This is a genomic window from Corynebacterium sp. HMSC08A12 (assembly GCF_001807485.1).
In the GTDB taxonomy this organism is placed as follows: Bacteria; Actinomycetota; Actinomycetes; order Mycobacteriales; family Mycobacteriaceae; genus Corynebacterium; species Corynebacterium evansiae.
The window spans coordinates 21,887-44,556 of the sequence record NZ_KV789187.1 but is presented as its reverse complement, the minus strand read 5'-3'; the positions used below and the strand labels follow the sequence as shown (position 1 = coordinate 44,556).

Sequence of the window (22,670 nt, the reverse complement as noted above, 5' to 3'; positions counted from 1 at the left end):
TATGCCGCGGCTGATCTGACAACCGTCACAACGCTTTTCCCTGGAACACGTTGTCAACTATGTCCTGACTTCGGACATCGTCGCCGGCTCAAATTTTTCTCTCGCCTTGGGGCAGCAAGTGGGGGCTAGCTGTCGAACGTGTACAGCATCACGTGCGCGTGCTCGGCCTCGTCCACGCCCTTGTCGACGTATCCGATCTTCTCGTAGACGTGCTTCGCGCGGTCGTTGCCGAAGACGACGCACAGGCTTACGCCCGGCTTGCCGTCGGCCTTCGCCTGATCCAGCACTGCCTGCATCAGCTTCGTGCCCAGCCCCTTGCCCGTGTTGCCGGGCGCCATGGCGATCGCCACCTCAGGGTATTCTGCAGAAACGTAGCCGTAGCCGTGGTTTTCTTCCGTAGAGTCGAGCAGCCATGCTGCGCCGATGGACTCACCGTTTTCTTCGACGATGACGCCACCTTGTCCTTCGGTCCAGCCATCCACGTAGAAGACCGTGTCCTCGTCGAAGGTGTCCGAGTATTCCTTGTTCGGATCGCCCCAGGTATCCGTCTCAGCGTTCATCTTGTGGATGAATGGACGGTCGGCTTCGACCGCGCGACGGAAGGTGAACAGTTCAGGATTTTCTTTGTAAGAAGTCATAGGAGTAAGCGTAGCGAAAGCAACCCCCAGGGCGAAGCTGCTCCGGTGCGGCGCTCGCCTTGGGGGTTGGGGTGAACAGGCTGGTGAACCCTGGTGCTGTTGAACCCTAGCGCTGTTGAATCCTAGTAGATGTAGATCCGGTCGCCGACGTTCAGCGCGTTGAAGAAGTTCTGGGCGTGTGGGGCAGCCAGGTGGATGCAGCCGTGGGACATCACGTTCGGGGAGCCCTGGTGGAAGGCGTGGCCGTTGTTGGTGAAGTACACGGAGTAGGGCATCGGGGCGTTGCCGTAGGTGCGGGAGTAGTCGTCCTTCACCTTGCGAGTGATGACGTGCCAGCCCTTCGGGGTCTCGTAGCCGCGCTTGCCGCTGGAGATCTTCACCGGGCCATAGCTGGTCTTACCGCCGCGCTGCAGCCAAGCAGTCTGGTTGCGCAGGTTAACGCAGCCGCGGGCCTGAGCCGGGCACTGAGTGTTGCGCGGAGCGGGACGGTGCTTCGGAGCCGGGCGCGGGGCGGGCTTGTTGGCACGCTCGCGGGCGGCCAGGGCGCCTGGGGCGAAGAAGTTAGCGGCATCGTCGGCTGCACGGTTGATCTGGCCACGGACGGGCTCTGGCAGACCGCGGGTGCTGTTGTGGACGTTATCGCGGGCACCCAGAACGAAGTTGTTGATGTCCTGCTGGGAGGAGCCCAGGGGAGCGGCGGATGCGGCGCCGGTGCCCAGGGAGGCAGCCATCATGGTTGCGACACCGGCAGCGGCGAGGCGGCGGCGGAGGGAGCGAGAGTTGGATTTCGTCATGGGGATAGCTTATCGGGTCGCATGAAGAATACGTGCACTGAATCACGGGTTAATTTTTAGATTCTTTCCAGAACCACTGCAGTTTTCGAGGGCAATCAAGTTGGCGCGGTAGTTGGCGCGTGGAGGCAGGAAGAGAATTCCGAGAGTTTTCCGCGTTGGTATGCCGCGTTGGTATGCCATGGTGGGAAACCGCTACAGGGTTCACAGGAAACATCCAGCTATCATGCAGATAGACGCTAATTCTCTGCAGCACAATGAGGTGCATGACAATGCCTAACGCCCAGCCGGTGAAGGTCCTCGTCGTCGACGACGAGGCCAATATTTCTGACCTCCTCAAGGTAAGCCTGAAGTTTCAGGGGTTTGATGTGGAAACGGCCGACAACGGCCAAGACGCGCTGGCGCTGGCGGAAACCTACCAACCGGACGCTTTCATCCTGGACGTCATGATGCCCGGCATGGATGGCTTCACCCTCCTCAACAAGCTCCGCGCCGCAGGCCACGATGCCCCGGCGCTCTTCCTCACCGCAAAGGACGGTGTGGAGGACCGAATCCACGGCCTGACCATCGGCGCCGATGACTATGTGACCAAGCCGTTCAGCCTGGAAGAGGTCATTACCCGACTGCGCGTGATCCTGCGCCGTGTGTCCTCCGAGGAAGAGCAGGAATCCAGCCTGATCACCTACGAGGACATCACTCTGGATGACGACATGCACGAGGTCACGAAGGCCGGCGAGATCGTCGACCTATCGCCCACGGAATTCAAATTGCTGCGCTACCTGCTGGTCAACGCCGAGGTTGTGCTGAGCAAGGCGAAGATCCTGGATCACGTGTGGAATTACGACTTTGGCGGCGACGGCAACGTCGTCGAGTCCTATGTTTCCTACCTGCGCCGCAAGATCGACAAGGAAGAGCCACACCTCATCCAGACCGTCCGCGGTGTGGGTTACGTGTTGCGTAAGCCCCGCAGCTAAAACCTGATTCCTATGTCCAACGCTGATAACACCGGCGCGCCCGAGTCTGCTGTGTCTGCTGTAGGCTCCGCCGTCCCCGTCCGCTCCGGTCATCCTGGGCATTTCCTGTCTCACTATCCGCTGCGCATCTCCCTGGTCGTGGTGATCGCGGTGCTGGTCGCAATGGGGCTAACGGTTTCCGGTGTTTCCGTGACGACCACCCTGCAGCGTTTCCTCATTCAAAGGGTTGATGAGCAGCTAGATCAGGCGACAAACGGTTGGGCTCACCGGTCCGGCCTCGCCGACGGCAATTCCGAGGATCAGAGTGCGCCGAGCGGGAGCGGGAGCGACAGCAGCGCTCTGGGGCTGGAAGGTTTCGGTGTACTGAACCTCCAGCAGCCGCCGAATCCCGTCACCGGTGTTACCCGCCCACCCAGCGACTTCTACATTCTGGTGGTCGACGACCAGGTCTCCTATGAGTACTTCAACTCCCCGTTGAAGGCTCGCCCCGAGATCCGCGGTCTGGGGCAGCCCACCATGCCCGTGACCGTCGGCTCGCGCGAGGACTCCGGCACGCACATCAGTTGGCGTGCTACCAGCTTCCGCAATGACGACGGCACCATCACGATCGTTGCCCTGCCTTTGGCCGAAGAAGAGCACATTATCTCCCGCCTCGTGCTGTTGCAGGCAGTGATCGGCCTGACGGTCGTCGCGTTCGTCATCCTGGCATCGATGTATCTGGTGCGCCGCGCTTTGCGTCCACTGAACGAGGTGGAACTGACGGCGTCAAAAATTTCGAACGGTGACCTCGGGCAGCGCGTGCCGAATTGGCGGCCCAACACAGAGGTCGGGCGGCTTTCGCAGGCGCTCAACAAGATGCTCGCGCAGATCCAAGCGGCGTTCGTGGCCATTGGCGCTTCGGAAAGGCAGGCACGTCGCTCCGAGGCATCGATGCGCCGCTTCATCGGGGATGCTTCGCACGAGCTGCGCACGCCGTTGACGTCGGTGCGCGGATACGCGGAGCTGTACCAATCGGGTGCTACTGATGACGCCCCCATGGTCATCGACCGGATTTCGGAAGAGGCTGGCCGCATGAGTCTGCTGGTCGAAGACCTCCTCGCACTGGTCCGCATGGACGAAGGCCGACCGCTGGCGAAGAACCGCGTGGACATGCTGGAATTGGTGCTGGAAACCGCGGAGTCGGCGCGCGCGGGATTCCCGAACCGCACGGTGCAGGTCGTCAACGAAACCGGGGATGTGCCGATCGTCATCGGCGACGTGAACCGCCTGCACCAGGTGCTGGGCAACCTAGTGACCAATGCGTTGCGGCACGCGGGCGAAGACGCTGAGGTGAAGCTGCGCCTGGATAAGCGCGACGGCAACGTGATCGTGGATGTGGAGGACAACGGCCAGGGCATCCCGGCTGAAGACGTGCCACACCTGTTTGAAAGGTTCTACCGCCCGGATGTTTCGCGCTCCCGAGCTTCCGGTGGCTCGGGGCTGGGGCTGTCGATCGTCAAGGGGCTGGTGGAGGTCCACGGCGGCACGGTCACCGTGGACAGCGAAGAAGGCAAGGGAACGCGCTTCCGGATCGAGTTGCCCGAAGCACCCGAAGCGGAATAGCGCCCCGCGGGGCATGTGAGGCCGCCCCGCCTACGCTTCTGTATCGCCTTCCTCCAAGCCGTCGAGCAGTGCCAAGTGGACGATGTCCTGCACGTCCGGGTTCGTCGGCAGCTCCTCGTGCTTGCACTTGGACACGCCCAAGTCCTGCAGGAAATAGTTCGTGATGATGGCCTCGCCCGTGTCGTTTGAATGGCCGTCCTCGAGTTGGAACGTGGTGTGGTCGCTGGGGATGGTGGGCTGCCGGTCACCCAAGAAGGCATTTTCGTGAGGCACCACGGTGGCATCGTTGCGAGTGGCGTAGCAGGTGTAGCGAATGTGGTTGCGGGTTTCGGGGGAGGCCGCCAGGGTTTCCATCAGCGGCGAACCGATGACCTGCTGCATGCCCGCCGCGCCGAAGACCCGGCGAATGGTGGCAGCCGCCACGCGCTGGCTCATGTCCGTGGTAAACATGCCGCCCAACATGCCCATGAGTGTGGTGCCCTGGTGCGGAGCGCCGAGCGTGATGAGGTGGTGGACGTAATCCTCGCCGCCGAGCTCGTTGATCCAATAGCGGGCCAGCAGCCCACCCTGGGAATGTCCCACGATGTCCACAGCCTCCGCGCCCGTGGCGGCCAGCACCTGCTCGATGTAGGCACCGATGTCCTGGGCGGAGGTTGGAATATCCTGCGTTCCGTGCACGCCATAGTCCGGGCTGAACACCACAAAGTCGTCGTCCCGCAGGCGCAGAACCAGGTTCTGCCACACGTTCTTCGAGCTGATCGTCCCGTGGATCAGGATTACCGGGTACGGGCGGTCGATAGTGGGGCGGGCTTGCCAGAGGTCGTCCGCGTAACCGGGGGAGACTTGGCGGGCGCCCAGCGGCGGGTCGGGGATGGCACCGCGGAGCTGCGGTAGCTGCGGGCGGGTCATGCGCCCCGGAATGTCCCAAAGGAAGCGCCCGGTGTTGGAAAGACCGCTGGCCATGCCGCTGCCAAGGCGGCTAAGCCAGCTGCGGATATCAGGGTCGGGGCCGATGACGTCGCCCGCGTTGGCGGGGTCGTAGTCATCGTCCGAAGAGCCACTGCGATAGTTGCCGTAGCCGTCGTAGCTATCGAAGCTATCGGGGTCCTTGAAGCTCTCTGCCACGGCTGCACTCGCCGGGGGATCGACCTCGGCTAGTTCCTCTAGGCCGAGTTCTGGGTCGAGCTCTGGGGAGACCTCTGGGTCAACCACGTTGTCGTTGTTGTCGTTTTCCACTGGTTATCCACCGCAATGACAATGAAACGAAAGAAGGGGGCTGTGCTCTAAACTTTCAAGCCTTTAAGCGGAAGGGATCTTCGCCTCGTCTACACCCTGAGCCTGCAGCGCTTGGCGGATCTTGGCCGCCGACTCATCCATCTTCTCTGGATCCGTCTCGTCCATCCGCATCACGTTCTGCAGGCTGTAGCCGGACATGTCGGAAGCCGGGAAAATGTGGATGTGGGCGTGTGGCACCTCGAATCCAGCGATCAGGTAGCCGGCGCGGGGGGCGTCAAAAGCCTCGACGATGGCCTTGCCCACCAGCTGCGCGACTTCGTTGCAGTGAGCCCACGTTGTCGCATCCATATCGGTCCAGCGGTCGACCTCCTCGATCGGTACGACCAGCGTGTGGCCGTATGCCGCGGGTTCGATGGTCAAAAACGCCGCCGCGGTTTCGTCGCGGTAGACGATGCGACCGGGAATCTCACCGTTCAGGATTTTCGTGAATACCGTAGCCATGCTGCCGATGTTAGCGCGTTAAACGTATCTGGTGGCGGGGGTTAGCTTCGCTAGACTGGGGAACCATGCGCATTCTTGTTATCGGCAGCGGTGCCCGCGAGCACGCACTGGCTTATTCTTTGTCCCTGGATCCCTCCGTCGAACAGGTTCACGTCAGCCCGGGTAACGCCGGCATGACGGCCGTGGCCACCCTGCACCCGGATGGCGATCCGGTGGCCCTGGCCCGCGAGATCGAGGCGGATCTGGTTGTTATCGGCCCCGAGATCCCGCTGGTCGCCGGGGTTGCCGACGAGCTGCGAGCGGCGGGCTTTGCCGTGTTCGGTCCGTCGGCCGCCGCCGCACAGATCGAGGGTTCGAAGGCCTTCGCGAAGGACATCATGGCCAAGGCGCAGGTCCGTACCGCCGATGCCGTCGCTGTTCCTGTCGGGTCTAGCGATTCTTTTATTGACGCCACCCTCGACAAGTTCGGCCCAACTTACGTTGTCAAGGACGATGGACTGGCCGGCGGAAAGGGTGTGGTGGTCACGGCCGACCGTGCGGAGGCTCTGGAGCACATCCACGCCGTGCACGCAGGCGGCAACCCGGTGCTGCTGGAAAGCTTCCTGGATGGCCCGGAGGTTTCCCTGTTCTGCCTGGTGGATGGCGAGACCGTGGTGCCGCTGCTGCCCGCGCAGGACTTCAAGCGAGTGGGGGACAACGACGAAGGCCCAAACACCGGCGGCATGGGCGCCTACACTCCGCTGCCGTGGCTGCCGGCGGATGGCGTGCAGCGCATCGTGACCGAGGTTGTGGAGCCGGTGGCCAAGCAGATGGTCGCCGAGGGCGTGCCTTTCAACGGCCTGCTGTACGCAGGTCTGGCCTGGGGTAGCGAAGGTCCGGCTGTGGTGGAATTCAACTGCCGCTTCGGCGACCCGGAGACTCAGCCCGTGCTGCGTTTGCTGAAGACCCCGCTGGGTGGGGTGCTGAATGCTGTGGCGACCGGCACCCTGGACCAGCTTCCGCCGCTGGAGTGGGAGGACGGTTACGCGCTGACTGTCGTGCTAGCCGCCGAGAACTACCCGGCCAGCCCGGTTACCGGCAAGCCGATTGTCGGCGCGGAGCCGGGCAACGAATCCCGCGGCATTTTGGCCGCGGGCGTGGCGGAACAGAATGGTCAGCTGGTGAGCTCCGGCGGCCGCGTGCTGAACGTCATCGGCACCGGCGCCACCCTGGCAGAGGCACGCAAGCAGGCCTATGAGACCCTGCAGGGCATCCAGCTGGAAGGTTCGCACTACCGCTCCGACATCGCCCTTCCCGCAGTTGAAGGCCGCATTTCCATCTAGCGCCCGGGATGTTGTGAGAAAAACTCGCGCATAAGGGTTTCGCACTGGGGGGCAATAGGTTTAATGTAACCACTTGTGATTGCACACCCAGGCGAAAATCGCCGGCGGGGCTGGCAAGGCTTCAGCCCCGCGCAGCTGGTCTCCGTCAGTTTCCTGCTGCTTATCCTCGCAGGCACGGCGCTGTTGCTGTTGCCCATATCCCGCAGCGGACCGGAGAGCCCGGAGTTCACCACCGCTCTTTTCACCGCCACTTCGGCCACTTGCTTGACCGGTCTCACCGTCGTGGATACCGCGACCTACTGGTCCCATTTCGGGCAGGTCGTCATCATGCTGCTCATCCAGGTCGGAGGTCTCGGCATCATGACACTCGCCACTGTGGTGAGTTATGTTTTGGCTGGACAGATGGGCGTCAAAGGCCGCCTGCGCGCCGCCGCGGAACAACGCGGAAGAAGCCTGGGCGAAATCCGCACCATCATCTTCGGCACCATCGGCTTTTCCCTGGCCACTGAGCTGGTGATAGCCATTGTGCTGACCTTCCGCTTTGCCTCTGGCTATGGATACGGCTTCTTGCCGGCAGTGTGGGAGGGTACGTTCCACGCGATCTCCGCGTTCAACAACGCTGGCTTCGGCCTGCGCTCCGACAACCTGATGCCCTACGTCAACGACGCGGGCATCATCCTGCCCATCGCCGTCGGCATCGTCATAGGCGGCCTGGGTTTCCCCGTGCTGCTGGAACTGCGGGCGCGGTGGCGTTCGAAGGTGAAGCGCCCGCCATCGCTGACTTTGATCTTCACGCTCACCGGCACCGCAATCCTGCTGGTGGTGGGTACGGTCGGCTTCGCGCTGATGGAGTGGACCAACGCCCTGCGCGACCTCACACCGCTATCGGCGCTGCAGGCGGCGTTCTTCCACTCTGTTTCCTCCCGCACGGCCGGCTTCAACTCAGTGGATCTGACGGAGCTGCGCCCGTCCTCGCTGATGCTGACGGACTTTCTGATGTTCATCGGCGGCGGCTCGGGCGGCACCGCGGGTGGCGTGAAGGTGACGACCGCTGCGGTGCTGGTGGCCGTGTTGATCGCGGAGGTGCGTGGCGACGAGCAGCTGCTGGTCGCCGGTCGGCGAATTCCGAGCCGCATCGTCCGCCAGGCGATGGCGGTATTCATGATGGCCTTCCTGGTGGTCGGAGTATCCATCATGGCGCTGCAACTTTTGCTGCCGCAGTACGATTCCCATCAAATCACCTTCGAGACCATCTCCGCTTTCGCCACCGTGGGCCTGACCACCGGCATCACCCCGGAGCTGCCGGACTTCGCCCGCATATGGCTGGTCGTGCTGATGTACCTCGGACGCATCGGTCCCATCACCGTGGTCGCGGCTCTGGCCGCCCGCACTAACCAACGCCTCTATTCCTACCCAGTAGAAAGGCCGTTCATTGGCTAAGTTCTTTTCCCGCCCTGCTAACCCTCCCGTCGTCATCATCGGCCTGGGCCGCTTCGGCATGGCCCTCGGCGAAGAACTCGTGCAGTCCGGCGTGGAGGTGCTGGGCATCGACGTGGACGAAGCTGTGGTGACGAAAGCCGCCCCGCTGTTGACGCACGCGGTCATCGCCGAAACCACCGATCAGGATGCGCTGCGCCAGCTCGGGGTGCATGATGCCCACCGTGTTGTAATCGGCATCGGTTCAGACATGGGGGCGTCACTACTTACAGCTTCCGCCGTGATGGACCTAGGGGTGCCCAACGTCTGGGCGAAGGCAGACAACCAGCAACACGCGAAGATCCTTACGCAGATCGGCGTGCACCACGTCGTGCGCCCTGAAAGGGATACCGGGCGGCGCGTGGCGCACCTGATCGCAGGCCACGTGCAGGAGTACATCGAGTTCGACCGCGACTTTGCGATGGCCAAGCTGGCGCCGCCACTGCACATGCACGGTCGCAAGGTGGAGGAGACACCGCAGGGGATCGCCATCGTCGCGGTGCGTTCGGCGGACGGGCACTTCTCTACTCCGCCGGCGGAGTACGTGATTCGCTCCGGCGACCTCGTGATCGCCGCGGGGCGGATCAAGGACTTGGAGAAGTTCGCGGATTCCTAAAAGTCAGCGGTACGCATAAACTCGAGGACGTGCCTGCTAAGAAAAATATTTCCAACGTCCTTGCCAATCGCTACGCCTCCCCAGAGATGACCGCCATTTGGTCCCCGGAGGACAAGATCATCATGGAGCGCAAGCTCTGGATCTCCGTCATGAAGGCCCAAGCCGACCTCGGGGTCGATGTCCCGGCCGAGGCCATCGAGGCTTACGAGAAGGTCATCGAGAACGTAGACCTTGCTTCCATCGCCGAGCGGGAAAAGGTCACCCGCCACGACGTGAAGGCCCGCATTGAGGAATTCAATGCGCTGGCCGGCCAGGAGCACATCCACAAGGGCATGACCTCCCGCGACCTGACGGAGAACGTGGAGCAGCTGCAGATCTTTAGTTCCCTGCAGCTGGCCCGCGACAAGGCTGTCGCCGTCCTGGCGCGCATCGGCCGCCGTGCGGCGGAGAATCAGTCGCTGGTGATGGCCGGGCGCTCTCACAACGTGGCCGCCCAGGCAACGACCTTGGGCAAGCGCTTCGCCTCCGCCGCCGATGAGCTACTGGTAGGGCTGGAGCGCATCGAGGACCTGCTGGGGCGCTACCCGCTGCGTGGCATTAAGGGGCCGATGGGAACCAGCCAGGACATGCTGGACCTGGTCGGCGGCGACGAGTCCAAGCTGGCGGCACTGGAAAGCACCATCGCCGAGAACCTTGGCTTCTCCCGCGTATTCGATTCCGTCGGCCAGGTTTACCCGCGCAGCCTGGACATGGACGCGCTGAGCGCCCTGGCGCAAATCGGCGCCGCCCTGTCCTCGCTGTCGATGACGATTCGCCTGATGGCGGGCAACGAGACCGTCACGGAGGGCTTCAAGGAAGGCCAGGTCGGTTCCTCCGCCATGCCGCACAAGATGAACGCCCGCTCCTGCGAGCGCGTGGGCGGCATGCAGGTCCTGCTGCGCGGCTACCTGACCATGGCCGCCGACCTGGCCGGTGCGCAATGGAACGAAGGCGACGTGTTCTGCTCTGTGGTTCGTCGCGTGGCTCTTCCGGACGCCTTCTTCACCTTCGACGGCATGTGTGAGACCTTCCTGACCGTCCTGGACGAGTTCGGAGTCTTCCCGGCAATGATCGACCGGGAGCTCGAGCGCTACCTGCCGTTCCTGGCCACCACGCGCATCCTGATGGCAGCCGTGCGCGCCGGGGTAGGCCGCGAGACGGCCCACGAGTTGATCAAGGAGCACGCCGTGGCGGTGGCGCTGAACATGCGCGAGAACGGTGGCGACCAGGATCTGGTGCAGCGCCTCGCCGGCGACGACCGCTTCCCGCTGGACGAACCGCAGCTGGAGGAGGCTCTGGCGGATCGCCACGCATTCATCGGCGCGGCCGAGTCCCAGGTGTCCCGCGTTCTGGCGCGCATCGAGGAAGTTAAGAACCGCCACCCGGAGGCCGCTTCCTACGCGCCGGGCGAGATTCTGTAGCTGCGGAAACGCCGAAGATTCGCACAGTTCCGGCCACAAATAGTCAAATGCCTGGTACAGGGCTACACTGTCTACTCATGCGTCCAGAACTGTGCGAGTACGAGCACCATTCCGCAGGTAAAGTGCGGGAGATCTACGAAGTCGACGAGGACAACCTGCTGATGGTTGTCAGTGACCGGATCAGTGCCTACGACTACGTCCTTGATACTGAGATCCCAGACAAGGGCCGGGTGCTCACTGCCGTGAGCGCTTTTTTCTTTGACGAGATCGATTTCCCCAACCACCTGGCCGGTGCGTTGGATGACGAGCGGATCCCCGAGTACGTCCTCGGCCGCGCCATGCTGTGCAAGAAGCTGGATATGATCCCCTTCGAGTGCGTGGCCCGCGGTTACCTGACCGGCTCTGGCCTGAAGGAGTACCAGGAAACCGGCAGCGTGTGCGGTGTGGAGCTGCCCGAGGGGCTCGTGGAGGCCTCCCGCCTGCCGGAGCCGATCTTCACCCCGGCCACCAAGGCCGAGCTGGGTGACCACGACGAGAACGTGAGCTTTGACGTGGTCGTCGAGGCTTTGGGGGAGGAGCGCGCCAACGAGCTGCGCGATGCGACCCTCTCGATCTACAAGAAGGCCGCCGCCATTGCCGAGGAGCGCGGCCTGATCCTGGCTGATACCAAGTTCGAGTTTGGCCTGGATGCCGACGGCACCCTGGTACTGGCCGATGAGGTTCTGACTCCGGACTCCTCCCGCTACTGGCCCGCCGAGGGCTACGAGGAGGGCAAGGTGCAGCCCAGCTTCGATAAGCAGTACGTGCGCAACTGGCTGACCGGCCCGAAGTCCGGCTGGGACAAGTCCGAGGGCACGCCCCCGCCGCCGCTGCCGGGCTCCGTGGTGGAAGCCACCCGCTCGCGCTACATCGAGGCCTACGAGAAGCTATCCGGCAAGCGCTTCTCCGACTGGATTGGCCAGTGCGTCTAGGCGACTGCAGCCCCAACCAATTCGGCTCCCAGTAGTCCTGTCTGAGTAGCATGGCGCGTATGCCTAATAACGACGCGCCCCAGACAGCTAACAACCCAATCGCAGCCCCGCCGGTTGCCAAGCAGGTGCCGCACACCCGCACCTTCCACGACCGCGAGTTCGTCGACAACTACGAGTGGTTGCGCGACAAGGACAACGCGGAGGTCCGCCAGCACCTAGAGGCGGAAAACGCCTGGACCGCCCAGCAAACCGCCCACCTCAAGCCGTTGGAAGACCGTCTGTTCGAGGAGGTCAAGGCCCGCGTGCAGGAGACCGATATGTCCCTGCCCGTGCGTTCCGAGGGCTGGTGGTACTTCTCCCGCACCGAGGAAGGCAAGAGCTACGGCACCATGTGCCGCGTTCCCATCGCCGATCAAGACGACTGGACCCCACCGACGATCGAACCGGGCATCCCCGCGCCGGGCGAGGAGACCTTCCTGGACTGCAACGCCCTAGCCAAGGGCAAGGAGTTCTTTAGTCTGGGCGCGGCCAGTGTGACTCAGGACGGCACGCGCCTGGCTTACTCGGTGGACGAAACCGGCTCCGAGCGCTTCACCCTGCGCATCCGCGACCTCACTACGGGGGAGGACCTGGAGGACGTGATCGAGGACGTCTTCTACGGCGCCACCTGGGTCGGCAGGGATACCGTGTACTACCAGCGCGTGGATGAAGCGTGGCGACCACACGAGGTCTGGCGCCACACAGTCGGTGAGGGCGTCGATAAAGACGAGCTGGTGTACCGCGAAGACGACGAACGTTTTTGGGCGGGAGTGGCGACGACCCGCTCCGAGCGTTACCTGTTGATCCACACGGGCTCGAAGGTGACCAGCGAGGTGTGGTACCTCGATCTGGAGAATCCGAATGCGGAGCTGACCTGCGTAATCCCGCGCGAAGCCAATGTCGAGTATGCAGTGGATCACGCGGTCGTGGGTGGCCAGGACCTGTGGCTGATGTTGCACAACAAGACAGGTCCGAACTGCGAGTTGGGTTACCACCCGACCGGCCAGATTGCCGCGTGGGACGACGTTCAAGTACTGGTGCCGCACCGCGAGGACGCGCGCCTGGAAGGCGTGGATGTCTTCAGCGACCACATTGTCCTCGAAGCTCGAGAGAATGCGCTGGAGACCAGCTACATCATGAAGCTTGGTGACGCCGACGCCTCGACCGGCCACTCTTCCGCCCCGGCCTTCGGCGAGTTCGAGCAGATCGAATTCCCCGGGGAACTCTGCGGGGTTGGCGCCGTCGGCAACAGCGAGTGGGAGAGCCCCGTGTTGCGCGTGGCCTACACAGCCTTCACCACCCCGCCGCGGATCTATGACATCGACTTGGCGACGGGGGAGAAGATCCTGCGTAAGGAACAGCAGGTTCTGGCCGACCCGGACGGCCGGGAGTTCGACCCCGCGCAGTACACCTCGCAGCGGCTGTGGGTGACGGCCGAGGACGGCGCGCGCATCCCGGTATCCCTGATTCACCGCACGGACGTGGACATCAGTCAGGCAAACCCGGTGCTGCTGTACGGCTATGGGTCCTATGAAAACTGCATCGACCCAGGGTTCTCCCTGTTCCGCCTGTCCATGCTGGATCGCGGCGTGGTGTACGCCATCGCGCACGTCCGCGGTGGCGGCGAGATGGGTCGACTGTGGTACGACCACGGCAAGGGGCTGGAGAAGCGCAACACGTTCACGGATTTCGTGGCCGTCGCTGACCACCTGCTGCGCGAGGGCATGACCACCCGTGAGCAGATGGTGGCCGAGGGCGGCTCCGCCGGCGGCATGCTCATGGGCGCGGTGGCCAACCTGGCGGGCGATCGCTTCGCGGGCATCGAAGCCGTGGTCCCTTTTGTAGATCCGCTAACCAGTATGCTCATGCCGGAGCTGCCGCTGACCGTAACGGAGTGGGACGAGTGGGGCGACCCCTTCCACGACCCACAGGTCTACGACTACATGGCGGGCTACGCGCCTTATGAGAATGTCTCGGCCGACCTGACCTACCCGCCGATCCTGGCGGTGACCAGCCTGAACGACACCCGCGTGCTGTATGTGGAACCCGCGAAGTGGGTGGCAAAGCTGCGCGAGGTGGGCGCCGAGAACACGCTGCTGCGCATCGACATGGAGGCCGGCCACGGCGGCGTATCCGGCCGCTACGCCAAATGGCGCCAGGCGGCCTTCGAGACCGCCTGGGAGCTGGAAAAGATGGGAGCCACCGAACTGCTGGTGACGGAAAAGCCCGACGAGGGGACGAGCCTTTAACAATTCGACGCCCAGATGTAGGGCGGGCGTTACCTCCCGTTCACCTGTGTTGTGCAGGCTAAGTATCTATGAGCCCCGCACAGTCCACCCCCAGTACCCAGCGTGCCCCCCGCGTTTTGTTGACCATCACCGGTTTGCGCCAGGGCACGGTAACTGCGGCGGAGAAGATGCGCGACGCAGCGCGGGCGCTGGAACTACACGCTGGTTTGGTGCTGACAGTGCAGGGGCCAAATTGGCGCCTGAAGGATGACCACGCGACGCTGGAGCTGGTCCACGATTCCGCTGCCCGCGGCCACGAGCTGCTGTTAGGCGGGCTCGGGCCGCTGGGTGGGGCGCCTGGCAAAGGGGAGTTCCACCGGCTCGGCCGCCACGAGGCCACCCTGCGGCTCTCCGCAGCCACCCGCCAGCTGGATGCTCTCGGGTTGAGCCCGAAGGCCTTCGCTCCGACCCGTTGGCTGGCGTCGGAGGACGCGCTGCAGGCCGCTGGCGAGGTAGGTTTCGCAGTCGCGGCGGATGCGTACACCATCCGGGATCTCATCAATGAAAAGCGCCATCCGGTGCGTGTGCTCGCGTTCGGCGATGGGTTTGGGTCGGTGAAATGGTGGCGTCGCAACGTCCTCAACAGCGCGCGCCGCAGCGCCGCGAAGGGCAAAGACATCCGCCTTTCCATCAGCGCGGCGAAGGCCGCCAAAGACGACGTGGCAAGCGATATGCTGCGCATTCTCGAGTTGCTGCGCGAGGCCGGCTACGAGTCCGCGAACTACTGCGATTACGTGGAACGCCAGCAGGCATCTGTAGCTTAGGGGGACGGTCGCCCACCAGTGTTACGATGGGGCGGTAACCAACCGGGAAAATACCGCAAAGCTGGGAGAATGTAGAAGCCATGGCTCGTGTTGTCGTCAACGTTATGCCCAAGAAGGAAATCCTCGACCCGCAGGGTCAGGCCGTAGTCCGCGCCCTGGGCCGCATCGGCATCAGTGGAGTGGAGGATGTGCGCCAGGGGAAGCGCTTTGAGCTGGAGGTCGGCGAGGGGGTCTCGCGCGAGGATCTGGAGAAGATCGCCTCCGACCTGCTGGCAAACACCGTGATCGAGGACTACGACGTGGTCGTCGAAGGCGCAGATGTGGAGGCTAAGTAAGTGACCAGCCGCATTGGAGTGATCACCTTCCCCGGCACCCTCGACGATGTCGATGCCGTACGCGCTGTGCGCCTGGCGGGTGCGGAGCCGGTGGAGCTGTGGCACGCAGACGAGGACCTGAAGAACGTCGACGCTGTGGTCGTCCCCGGTGGCTTTTCCTACGGCGACTACCTGCGCGCCGGTGCTATCGCCGCCATCGCCCCGGCAATGAAGTCCGTGGTGGCTGCCGCGGAGCGCGGTACCCCGGTGCTGGGGATCTGCAACGGCTTCCAGATTCTGCAGGAAGCCGGCCTGCTGCCCGGAGCCCTCACCCGTAACGAGGGGCTCCACTTCGTGTGCCGCGACATCTACCTGGACGTGGAAAACACCTCCACGGCATGGACCAACCAGTTCGCCGAGGGCACCAAGATCCTGGTGCCCTCGAAGCACGGTGAGGGGCGCTTCCAGGCCAGCGAGGAAACGCTGGAGCGCCTAGAGGGCGAAGGCCGCGTGGTGTTCCGCTACGTCGAGAACCACAACGGCTCCCGCAACTCGATCGCCGGAGTGTGCAGCGAAAACGGTCGCGTGGTTGGCCTTATGCCGCACCCGGAACACGCCGTGGAAACCCTGACCGGCCCGTCCTTGGATGGCCTGGGGCTGTTCCAGTCCGTTCTGTCCACGCTCGTTTCCTAATCTTTTTTCTTACAAGGAGCACCCGATCCTCATGATTCACAACGACACGGTCGCCGATGCTAAGGCCAACCCGGACCTGGAGCAGCCGTATCACGAGCTGGGCCTAAAGGACGACGAGTACGCGCGCATCAAGGAACTGCTGGGCCGCCGCCCGACCGATGCGGAGCTGGCCATGTACTCCGTCATGTGGTCCGAGCACTGCTCGTACAAGTCCTCGAAGACGCACCTGCGTTACTTCGGCGAGACCACGACCGAAGAGATGAAGTCCAAGATGCTCGCCGGTATCGGTGAGAACGCTGGCGTGATCGACATCGGCGATGGCCACGCGGTGACCTTCAAGGTCGAGTCCCACAACCACCCCTCCTACGTGGAGCCCTACCAGGGCGCAGCCACCGGCGTGGGCGGTATCGTCCGCGACATCATGGCAATGGGCGCGCGCCCGGTGGCCGTGATGGATCAGCTGCGCTTCGGCCCGGCCGACCTGCCGGATACCCAGCGCGTGCTGCCCGGCGTGGTCGCGGGTGTGGGCGGTTATGGCAACTCTCTGGGGCTGCCGAACATTGGCGGCGAGACTGTTTTTGACGCCACCTACGCGGGTAACCCGTTGGTAAATGCACTGTGCGTGGGCACTTTGAAGACCGAAGACCTCAAGCTGGCCTTCGCCTCTGGCAAGGGCAACCGAGTGATCCTTTTCGGCTCCCGCACGGGGCTGGACGGCATCGGTGGCGTGTCTGTGCTGGCCTCGGACACCTTCGAGGAAGGCGCGGAGCGCAAGCTGCCCGCCGTGCAGGTGGGCGACCCCTTCGCGGAGAAGGTACTGATCGAGTGCTGCCTGGACCTGTACCGCGCCAACGTGGTGGTGGGTATTCAGGACCTCGGCGGCGCCGGGCTTTCCTGTGCAACCGCCGAGCTGGCTTCCGCCGGCGATGGCGGTATGCACATCAACCTGGACAACGTGCACCTGCGCGCCGAGGGCATGACCGCCGCGGAGATCCTGTCGTCCGAGTCGCAGGAGCGCATGTGCGCCGTCGTGGAGCCGGAGAACGTGGATGCGTTCATGGAAATCTGCCGCAAGTGGGATGTGCTGGCCTCCGACATCGGCTGCGTGACCGACGGCGAGCACCTTGTCATCGAGCACTGCGGCGAGATCGTGGTGGACGCTTCGGCGCACACCATGGCCGAGGAAGGCCCGGTCTACGAGCGCCCCTACGAGCGCCCGACAGAGCAGGACGAGCTGAACGAGGTTCGCGGCGTGGAGCTGCCGGAGACCTCCCAGGAGGTACGTCAACAGATCCTGGATCTGGCGGCCTCCCCGGCGCTGTGCTCCCGCGAATTCATCACGGAGCAGTACGACCGCTACGTGCGCGGTAACACTGTTGCGGCCAAGGACGCGGATGCGGGCGTGCTGCGCATCGACGAGGAGACCGGTCGCGGCATCGCCGTTTCTACCGACGCCTCCGGCCGTTACACCCGCCTGGATCCTCGCACTGGCGCCCAGCTGGCATTGGCGGAGGCCTACCGCAACGTCTCCGTCACGGGGTCCACCCCGGTGGCAGTGTCCAACTGCCTGAACTTCGGTTCCCCGGAGGATCCGGGCGTGATGTGGCAGTTCCGCGAGGCCGTGCACGGCCTGGCCGATGGTTGTAAGGAGATGGGCATTCCGGTCACCGGCGGCACCGTCTCCTTCTACAACCAGACCGGCGACACCGCCATTCTGCCGACCCCGGTTATCGCGGTGCTGGGCACCATCGACGACTGCGCTCGCCGGATTCCGCAGCAGCTGCCTAAGCCGGCTGCCGAGGGCGAGAAGCAGGAGGAGTACCACCTGGTCCTGGTGGGCGCGGAAACCCGCGAGGAGCTCGGCGGCTCCATCTGGCAGCAGGTCGTCCACGACGAGCTGGCCGGCATGCCGCCGCAGGTGGACCTGTCCGTGGAGCAGCGCCTGGGCGCCTTCATCACCGCGCAGCGCGACAAGATCGTCGCGGCCCACGACCTCTCCGAGGGCGGCCTGTCGCAGGCCGTCGTGGAGCTGGCAATCCAGTCCGGCCGCGGAGTAGCCGTGAACCCGATGCTCAGCCAGCACGAGTCCGCCGCCGTGGAGGGCCGCACGCTGGCTCAGCAGGCGGCGGTGGGGCTGTTCTCCGAGACCGCCTCCCGCGTGCTGCTGGCAGTGCGCAGCGAGGACTACGGCGACCTGATGCGCGAGTTGGCCGATACCGGCCTGACCGGCGGCTGGATCGGCCTGACCGGCGTGAACGACGCGGCAGACCAGCCTGTTGTTCGCTTCGGATCCGGCGTGTTCCCGGTGCTGCCCTTCGGTGGAGAGGTCGAACTCGACCCGGCCAAGCAGAACGATGAGGACTTCGACGTCGTCCTCTCCCTGGAGGCGGCGGAGAATGCGTGGACGTCCACGCTTCCCGCGCTGTTTAGCCACGCGGCAGGCAACAACTCCGTCATCTGAGGTGCCGAAGAGTAAGGCGCTGAAGAGCTAGAGCTGAGAAAGGGGCTCGCGACCGGTGTGGTCGCGAGCCCCTTTTGCTATGCGCCGTGCGGAGTATTCAGGAGTATTCAGCGGGGCGGGGAGTTGCGCCCAGCTCCCCGGGCGTTACTCCACGAAGCGGAAGTCGCGGTTGCTGGGGCTCACCAGCGGCCGCGGCAGGAACTCCTTGCGCAGGTTACGCAGTGTGGCGGCGTGCTCCTCCAGACGCTTATCCTCGCTGGTCACCGGCGTGTACTTGCGGGCCTGCAGCGGGTTACCGTCCAGGTCGATAGCGATGTACGTCATGGATGCGTGGATGGCCACCGGCAGGTTGCCCTTGCCCTCGCGCGGGTCGCCAGCGCGCAGGTGCACCATCACCGTCATCGAACGCTCGTCGGTGCGCACCAGGCGTGCATCCACCTCCACGAGGTCGCCGATGTGCACCGGGCGGTAGAAGCGAATACCGCCGGCGTACACCGCGGTGGTGCGCTCGCCGGTCCACTGCATCGTGCAGGCGGTGGCCGCCTCGTCGATCCATTCCATGGCGGTGCCACCGTGCACGTTGCCGCCCCAATTCACGTCCGTCGGTTTCGCCAGGAAGCGGTTCACCAGCTCCGGCGCGGTGGACTTTTCGGTGTAGGTTTGGCGCAGCATCTCCTCTTCGATGGCCTTGCGCAGCTGGATGCGGGACAGCGCGGCATCTTCCACGCGCTTTTCCTCATCGGTCGTCGGTACGTAGGAGGGGATCTGCTTGGACTTACCGTTTTCGTCCAGGGCGACGAAGATCACCAGGCAGTCGCAGGCGCGGGTGAACACGCCCTCGCGCGGGTCGGCGGACAGCACCTCGTTGACGATGTGCATGGAGCTGCGGCCGGTGTAGGCGATGCGGCTGCGGACCTCCACCATGTGGCCCGAGGGGATCGGGCGGGTGAAGTGGATGTGTCCCACGTAGGCGGTGACGCAGTAAGACTGAGCCCAGCCGACGGCGCAGGCGTAGGCGGCCTTATCGATCCATTCCAGTACGCGACCGCCGTGTACGCCCATCGCCCCTGCCATCAGCACGTCCGTCGGGGCGGCGAGGAAGCGCAGCGTCACTTTCGGGCTGCGCTCGTGGGGAGCCTCCGCCGTGTTATCAGCTGCATTGTGCTCGCTTTGGGTGGTGTTTTCTGCGCTTTCCGCCACGGGTCGCTGCCTTCCTTAAATCCCTGTACTGAATTCCCTGTACTGAATTTTCTGTACTTCTCTTGTGTTCAACTCCCCAATACTAACGCGCCCCACACGTCGGTGTTCGATAGAGCGCTACAAACTCAGAACTACAATTACTAGGCATGAAGCATTTGCATGGCCCGGAACTATCCGCCGCTGCTCGCAGTGCCGTTGAAGCGGTGTTGCCCTGGGTGAACAACCCCGCGGAGCAGCCTCGTCCGCCACGTGCCGACGTAGCTGCGGCGGTTCGCCTGTCCGCGGCTGTCCTGGAGGAGCTGGCCCCCGGCCATTCCGTCGAGGTGCGCATTCCTCCCTTCGCCGCCATCCAGTGCATCTCGGGACTGGAGCATCGCCGTGGCACTCCGCCCAACGTTGTTCAGTGCTCGCCGATTACGTGGCTGCGCCTGGTTGTGGGGGTTGAGGATCTTTCTGGTTCGGACGCCGACACCTCCGGCACCCGCGCCTCCGCCATCGCCGAGCACCTTCCACTGTTGAGAATGTGAGGTCACTCAGCCGGCGAAAGGGCATCCCTTTGGGTTAGTGCGGATGGGCTAGTAGAGTCGGCATAGTGGCAAACATTCAAGGCCAGAGAAAACAAGCAGAGGCAGAACCGTTGCTGAGCCCGTTCGACGACCGGGGCGAAACCGAGCCCCGGGAGGAATGTGGCGTATTCGGGGTATGGGCGCCGGGGGAGGACGTCTCTAAGCTGACGTACTACGGCCTGTACGCGCTGCAGCACCGAGGCCAGGAGGCCGCGGGTATCGCGGTGGGGGATGGCGACCAGATCGTCGTGTTCAAGGATCTGGGCTTGGTCAGTCAGGTGTTTGACGAGCAGTCGCTCGAGGCCCTCAAGGGCCACATCGGCATGGGGCACAACCGCTACACCACTGCTGGTGGTAATAGCTGGGAGAACGCACAGCCCATGTTCCGCATGGCACCCGACGGAACCGACGTGGCTCTGGGCCACAACGGCAATCTGGTGAATCACCGCGAGCTCACCCAGGAGGCCGCCCGGTTGGGTCTGGTGGATCCGAAGGAAAACCCCTCTGATTCGCTGGTCATGTGCGCCCTGTTGGCCGCCGACACCCGCGAGGGGCACGGTGTGGAGGAAGCAGCCATGGAGCTGTTCCCCAAGGTCAAGGGCGCCTTCTGTGTGCTGTTTACCGATGGTGACGCACTGTACGCCGTCCGAGACCCGCAGGGCGTGCGCCCGCTGTCCATCGGCCAGCTGGCCAGCGGCGGCTGGGTTGTTGCTTCCGAAACCGCGGCGCTGGACATCGTGGGCGCGCGTTTCGTCCGCGACGTCGAGCCGGGCGAGCTGGTGGCTATCGACGGCGACGGCGTGCGTTCCCGCCGCTTCGCGGAGACGAAGCACAAGGGATGTGTGTTCGAGTACGTCTACCTGGCTCGCCCGGATTCCGTCATCCGTGGCCGGTCGGTGAACGGCACCCGCCTGGAGATCGGCCGCAAGCTGGCAGAGGAGGCTCCGGCGGAGGGCGACCTGGTGATTCCCGTGCCGGAGTCCGGCACGCCCGCGGCGGTGGGGTACGCCCAGGCCTCCCATATTCCCTTTGGCCAGGGGTTGATGAAGAACGCCTACGTGGGGCGCACCTTCATCCAACCCTCGCAGACCATCCGCCAACTTGGTATTCGCCTGAAGCTGAATCCCCTGCGGGAGGTCATCGAGGGCAAGCGCCTGGTCGTGGTGGACGATTCCATTGTCCGCGGAAACACCCAGCGCGCGCTGATTAAGATGCTGCGCGAGGCCGGGGCGAAGGAAGTGCACGTCCGCATAGCCTCGCCACCCGTAAAGTGGCCGTGTTTCTACGGCATCGACTTCGCCTCGCCCACCGAGCTGATTGCGAATAATGTGGATCCTTCGGACCCGGTGGAGGGAATTCGCCGGGAGATCGACGCGGACTCCCTGGCATTCGTTTCGACCGAGGCGATGATTGAGGCGTCACAACAAAGCAGCGACGAGCTGTGCGCGGCGTGCTTCGACGGTGTGTTCCCGCTGGGCATGCCGAGCGACAACCCGAACGCGGCGTTGGTAGAAACGATGCTGAAGCAGCAGGCGAAGAATTAAGAAAGCTTAGAAAGCAAGGACAAGCCATGAGTGACCACCCCGATAACACCCCGAAGCAGGCAGAGGGCGCATCGTACGCCGCTGCCGGTGTAGACATTGAGGCCGGCGACCGCGCGGTAGAGCTTTTCGCGCCGCTGGCTAAGAAGGCCACCCGCCCCGAGGTGCGCGGCGGGCTCGGTGGCTTCGCCGGCCTGTTCGCGTTGGGGGACTACGAAAAGCCGCTGTTGGCCGCGTCCTCCGACGGAGTGGGCACCAAGCTGGCCGTGGCCCAGGCGATGGACAAGCACGATACGATCGGCCGCGACCTGGTCGCCATGTGCGTGGATGACCTGGTGGTCTGCGGTGCCGAGCCACTGTTCCTGCAGGATTACATCGCCATCGGCAAGGTCGTGCCGGAACACGTTGCCAGCATCGTCTCCGGCATCGCCGCGGGTTGCGAGGAAGCCGGTTGTGCGTTGCTGGGCGGCGAGACCGCTGAGCACCCGGGCGTGATGGAGCCACACGAGTACGACGTCTCCGCCACCTCCGTCGGCGTGGTCGAAGAGGCCAACCTGCTGGGGCCGGATCGCGTGCGACCGGGTGACGTGGTGATCGCCATGGCCTCCTCCGGCCTGCACTCCAACGGCTACTCCCTGGCGCGCCACGTGCTGCTGGATACTAAGCAGCTGCCGCTGGATGGCCACATCGAATCCCTCGGCCGCACGTTGGGGGAGGAGCTGCTGGAGCCGACCCGCATCTACGCCCTCGATTGCCTGAAGCTGGCCAGCGAGTGCGACGTCCACACCTTCGCGCACATCACCGGCGGTGGCTTGGCCGCCAACCTGGGACGCGTGATCCCGGACGGCCTGGTCGCAGAGTTGGAGCGTTCTTCCTGGACCCCTGGCCCGATCTTCCGCCTGATCCAGGAGGAAGGCCAGATCTCGCAGGAGGAGATGGAGAAGACCTTCAACATGGGCGTGGGCATGGTCGCCGTCGTCGCGGAAGACGATGCCGAGCGTGCACTGGCGATGCTAACTGCTCGCCACATTGATGCCTGGCGACTGGGCGAAGTTCGCCCGGCACAGGACGGCCAGACCGGCGCGGTCCTAGATGGCGAGTACCGCAGTCCCGTGGAGCCAACCAACTAGGGCGAGCTGGAGCCAACAAACTAGAGCCAACCAGAGCCGGGGCAAGGACAAAAGCAAGAAAACTCCCGCGCTGCGCTTTTCAAAAGC

At 64.1% G+C, this 22,670-nt stretch carries 20 protein-coding genes; 15 read left to right on the top strand and 5 right to left on the bottom strand.

The window, feature by feature from the left end; all coding sequences use genetic code 11:
• Window positions 1–125 precede the first annotated feature (125 nt).
• Together HMPREF3166_RS07420 and HMPREF3166_RS07415 are read right to left on the bottom strand one after the other, a co-directional pair.
• The gene (locus HMPREF3166_RS07420) at window positions 126–638 is read right to left on the bottom strand and encodes a GNAT family N-acetyltransferase (RefSeq protein ID WP_049050103.1); all 513 of its coding nucleotides are present in this window, start codon (window positions 636–638) and stop codon (window positions 126–128) included.
• Window positions 639–760: 122 nt separating this feature from the next.
• On the bottom strand, window positions 761–1,432 hold the full coding sequence (locus HMPREF3166_RS07415; RefSeq protein ID WP_070488486.1) for a L,D-transpeptidase: 672 nt from the start codon (window positions 1,430–1,432) through the stop codon (window positions 761–763).
• 263 nt (window positions 1,433–1,695) lie between these two features.
• On the opposite strand from HMPREF3166_RS07415, the gene HMPREF3166_RS07410 reads away from it, so the two are divergent.
• Both HMPREF3166_RS07410 and HMPREF3166_RS07405 read left to right on the top strand, forming a co-directional pair.
• Window positions 1,696–2,403 carry a response regulator transcription factor gene (locus HMPREF3166_RS07410; RefSeq protein WP_049050101.1) on the top strand — a complete coding sequence of 236 codons (708 nt, stop codon included), beginning with the start codon at window positions 1,696–1,698 and terminating at the stop codon, window positions 2,401–2,403.
• 12 nt (window positions 2,404–2,415) lie between these two features.
• Window positions 2,416–4,005, top strand: a complete 1,590-nt coding sequence (locus HMPREF3166_RS07405; RefSeq protein ID WP_049050100.1) for a sensor histidine kinase — start codon at window positions 2,416–2,418, stop codon at window positions 4,003–4,005.
• 30 nt (window positions 4,006–4,035) lie between these two features.
• Here the strand turns inward: HMPREF3166_RS07405 and HMPREF3166_RS07400 are convergent, their stop codons facing one another.
• Entirely contained in the window at window positions 4,036–5,241 is a 1,206-nt protein-coding gene (locus HMPREF3166_RS07400; protein WP_237746292.1) for an esterase/lipase family protein, read from the bottom strand.
• A 63-nt stretch (window positions 5,242–5,304) separates the two neighbouring features.
• Complete coding sequence (locus tag HMPREF3166_RS07395) at window positions 5,305–5,742, bottom strand: HIT family protein (protein ID WP_070488484.1); 438 nt, start codon at window positions 5,740–5,742, stop codon at window positions 5,305–5,307.
• Between the two features lie 65 nt (window positions 5,743–5,807).
• On the opposite strand from HMPREF3166_RS07395, the gene purD reads away from it, so the two are divergent.
• The 10 genes from purD (at window position 5,808) to purL (ending at window position 18,146) form a co-directional block, all read left to right on the top strand.
• Window positions 5,808–7,064 carry a phosphoribosylamine--glycine ligase gene (gene purD, locus HMPREF3166_RS07390; protein ID WP_070488482.1) on the top strand — a complete coding sequence of 419 codons (1,257 nt, stop codon included), beginning with the start codon at window positions 5,808–5,810 and terminating at the stop codon, window positions 7,062–7,064.
• A 75-nt stretch (window positions 7,065–7,139) separates the two neighbouring features.
• On the top strand, window positions 7,140–8,504 hold the full coding sequence (locus tag HMPREF3166_RS07385) for a TrkH family potassium uptake protein (RefSeq protein ID WP_051901673.1): 1,365 nt from the start codon (window positions 7,140–7,142) through the stop codon (window positions 8,502–8,504).
• Window positions 8,497–9,156, top strand: a complete 660-nt coding sequence (locus HMPREF3166_RS07380) for a potassium channel family protein (protein ID WP_070488480.1) — start codon at window positions 8,497–8,499, stop codon at window positions 9,154–9,156. The genes HMPREF3166_RS07385 and HMPREF3166_RS07380 overlap by 8 nt, the downstream gene beginning before the upstream one ends.
• A gap of 29 nt (window positions 9,157–9,185) precedes the next feature.
• Window positions 9,186–10,616 (top strand): adenylosuccinate lyase, encoded by a 1,431-nt coding sequence (gene purB, locus HMPREF3166_RS07375; protein WP_035004630.1) that lies wholly within the window; start codon window positions 9,186–9,188, stop codon window positions 10,614–10,616.
• A 77-nt stretch (window positions 10,617–10,693) separates the two neighbouring features.
• The gene (locus HMPREF3166_RS07370) at window positions 10,694–11,587 is read left to right on the top strand and encodes a phosphoribosylaminoimidazolesuccinocarboxamide synthase (RefSeq protein WP_035004628.1); all 894 of its coding nucleotides are present in this window, start codon (window positions 10,694–10,696) and stop codon (window positions 11,585–11,587) included.
• A gap of 50 nt (window positions 11,588–11,637) precedes the next feature.
• A complete protein-coding gene (locus HMPREF3166_RS07365) occupies window positions 11,638–13,875 on the top strand; it encodes a S9 family peptidase (protein ID WP_070488478.1) in 2,238 nt (745 codons plus the stop codon).
• Window positions 13,876–13,943: 68 nt separating this feature from the next.
• The gene (locus HMPREF3166_RS07360; protein WP_070488477.1) at window positions 13,944–14,678 is read left to right on the top strand and encodes a DUF2334 domain-containing protein; all 735 of its coding nucleotides are present in this window, start codon (window positions 13,944–13,946) and stop codon (window positions 14,676–14,678) included.
• Window positions 14,679–14,758: 80 nt separating this feature from the next.
• Complete coding sequence (gene purS, locus HMPREF3166_RS07355) at window positions 14,759–15,013, top strand: phosphoribosylformylglycinamidine synthase subunit PurS (RefSeq protein ID WP_011273064.1); 255 nt, start codon at window positions 14,759–14,761, stop codon at window positions 15,011–15,013.
• On the top strand, window positions 15,014–15,685 hold the full coding sequence (gene purQ / locus HMPREF3166_RS07350) for a phosphoribosylformylglycinamidine synthase subunit PurQ (RefSeq protein WP_011273065.1): 672 nt from the start codon (window positions 15,014–15,016) through the stop codon (window positions 15,683–15,685).
• Window positions 15,686–15,716: 31 nt separating this feature from the next.
• The gene (purL, locus tag HMPREF3166_RS07345) at window positions 15,717–18,146 is read left to right on the top strand and encodes a phosphoribosylformylglycinamidine synthase subunit PurL (RefSeq protein WP_070488475.1); all 2,430 of its coding nucleotides are present in this window, start codon (window positions 15,717–15,719) and stop codon (window positions 18,144–18,146) included.
• Between the two features lie 144 nt (window positions 18,147–18,290).
• Here purL and HMPREF3166_RS07340 read toward each other — a convergent pair whose 3' ends face one another.
• Window positions 18,291–19,346 (bottom strand): acyl-CoA thioesterase, encoded by a 1,056-nt coding sequence (locus HMPREF3166_RS07340; RefSeq protein WP_049050094.1) that lies wholly within the window; start codon window positions 19,344–19,346, stop codon window positions 18,291–18,293.
• A gap of 146 nt (window positions 19,347–19,492) precedes the next feature.
• Between HMPREF3166_RS07340 and HMPREF3166_RS07335 the strand changes: the two genes are divergently transcribed.
• The 3 genes from HMPREF3166_RS07335 to purM all read left to right on the top strand — a co-directional run bounded on the left by HMPREF3166_RS07335 (window position 19,493) and on the right by purM (window position 22,583).
• Window positions 19,493–19,873 (top strand): sterol carrier family protein, encoded by a 381-nt coding sequence (locus HMPREF3166_RS07335; RefSeq protein WP_049050093.1) that lies wholly within the window; start codon window positions 19,493–19,495, stop codon window positions 19,871–19,873.
• Window positions 19,874–19,983: 110 nt separating this feature from the next.
• Entirely contained in the window at window positions 19,984–21,456 is a 1,473-nt protein-coding gene (gene purF, locus HMPREF3166_RS07330) for an amidophosphoribosyltransferase (RefSeq protein ID WP_141741148.1), read from the top strand.
• 26 nt (window positions 21,457–21,482) lie between these two features.
• On the top strand, window positions 21,483–22,583 hold the full coding sequence (gene purM / locus HMPREF3166_RS07325; protein WP_070488471.1) for a phosphoribosylformylglycinamidine cyclo-ligase: 1,101 nt from the start codon (window positions 21,483–21,485) through the stop codon (window positions 22,581–22,583).
• Window positions 22,584–22,670: the final 87 nt, after the last annotated feature.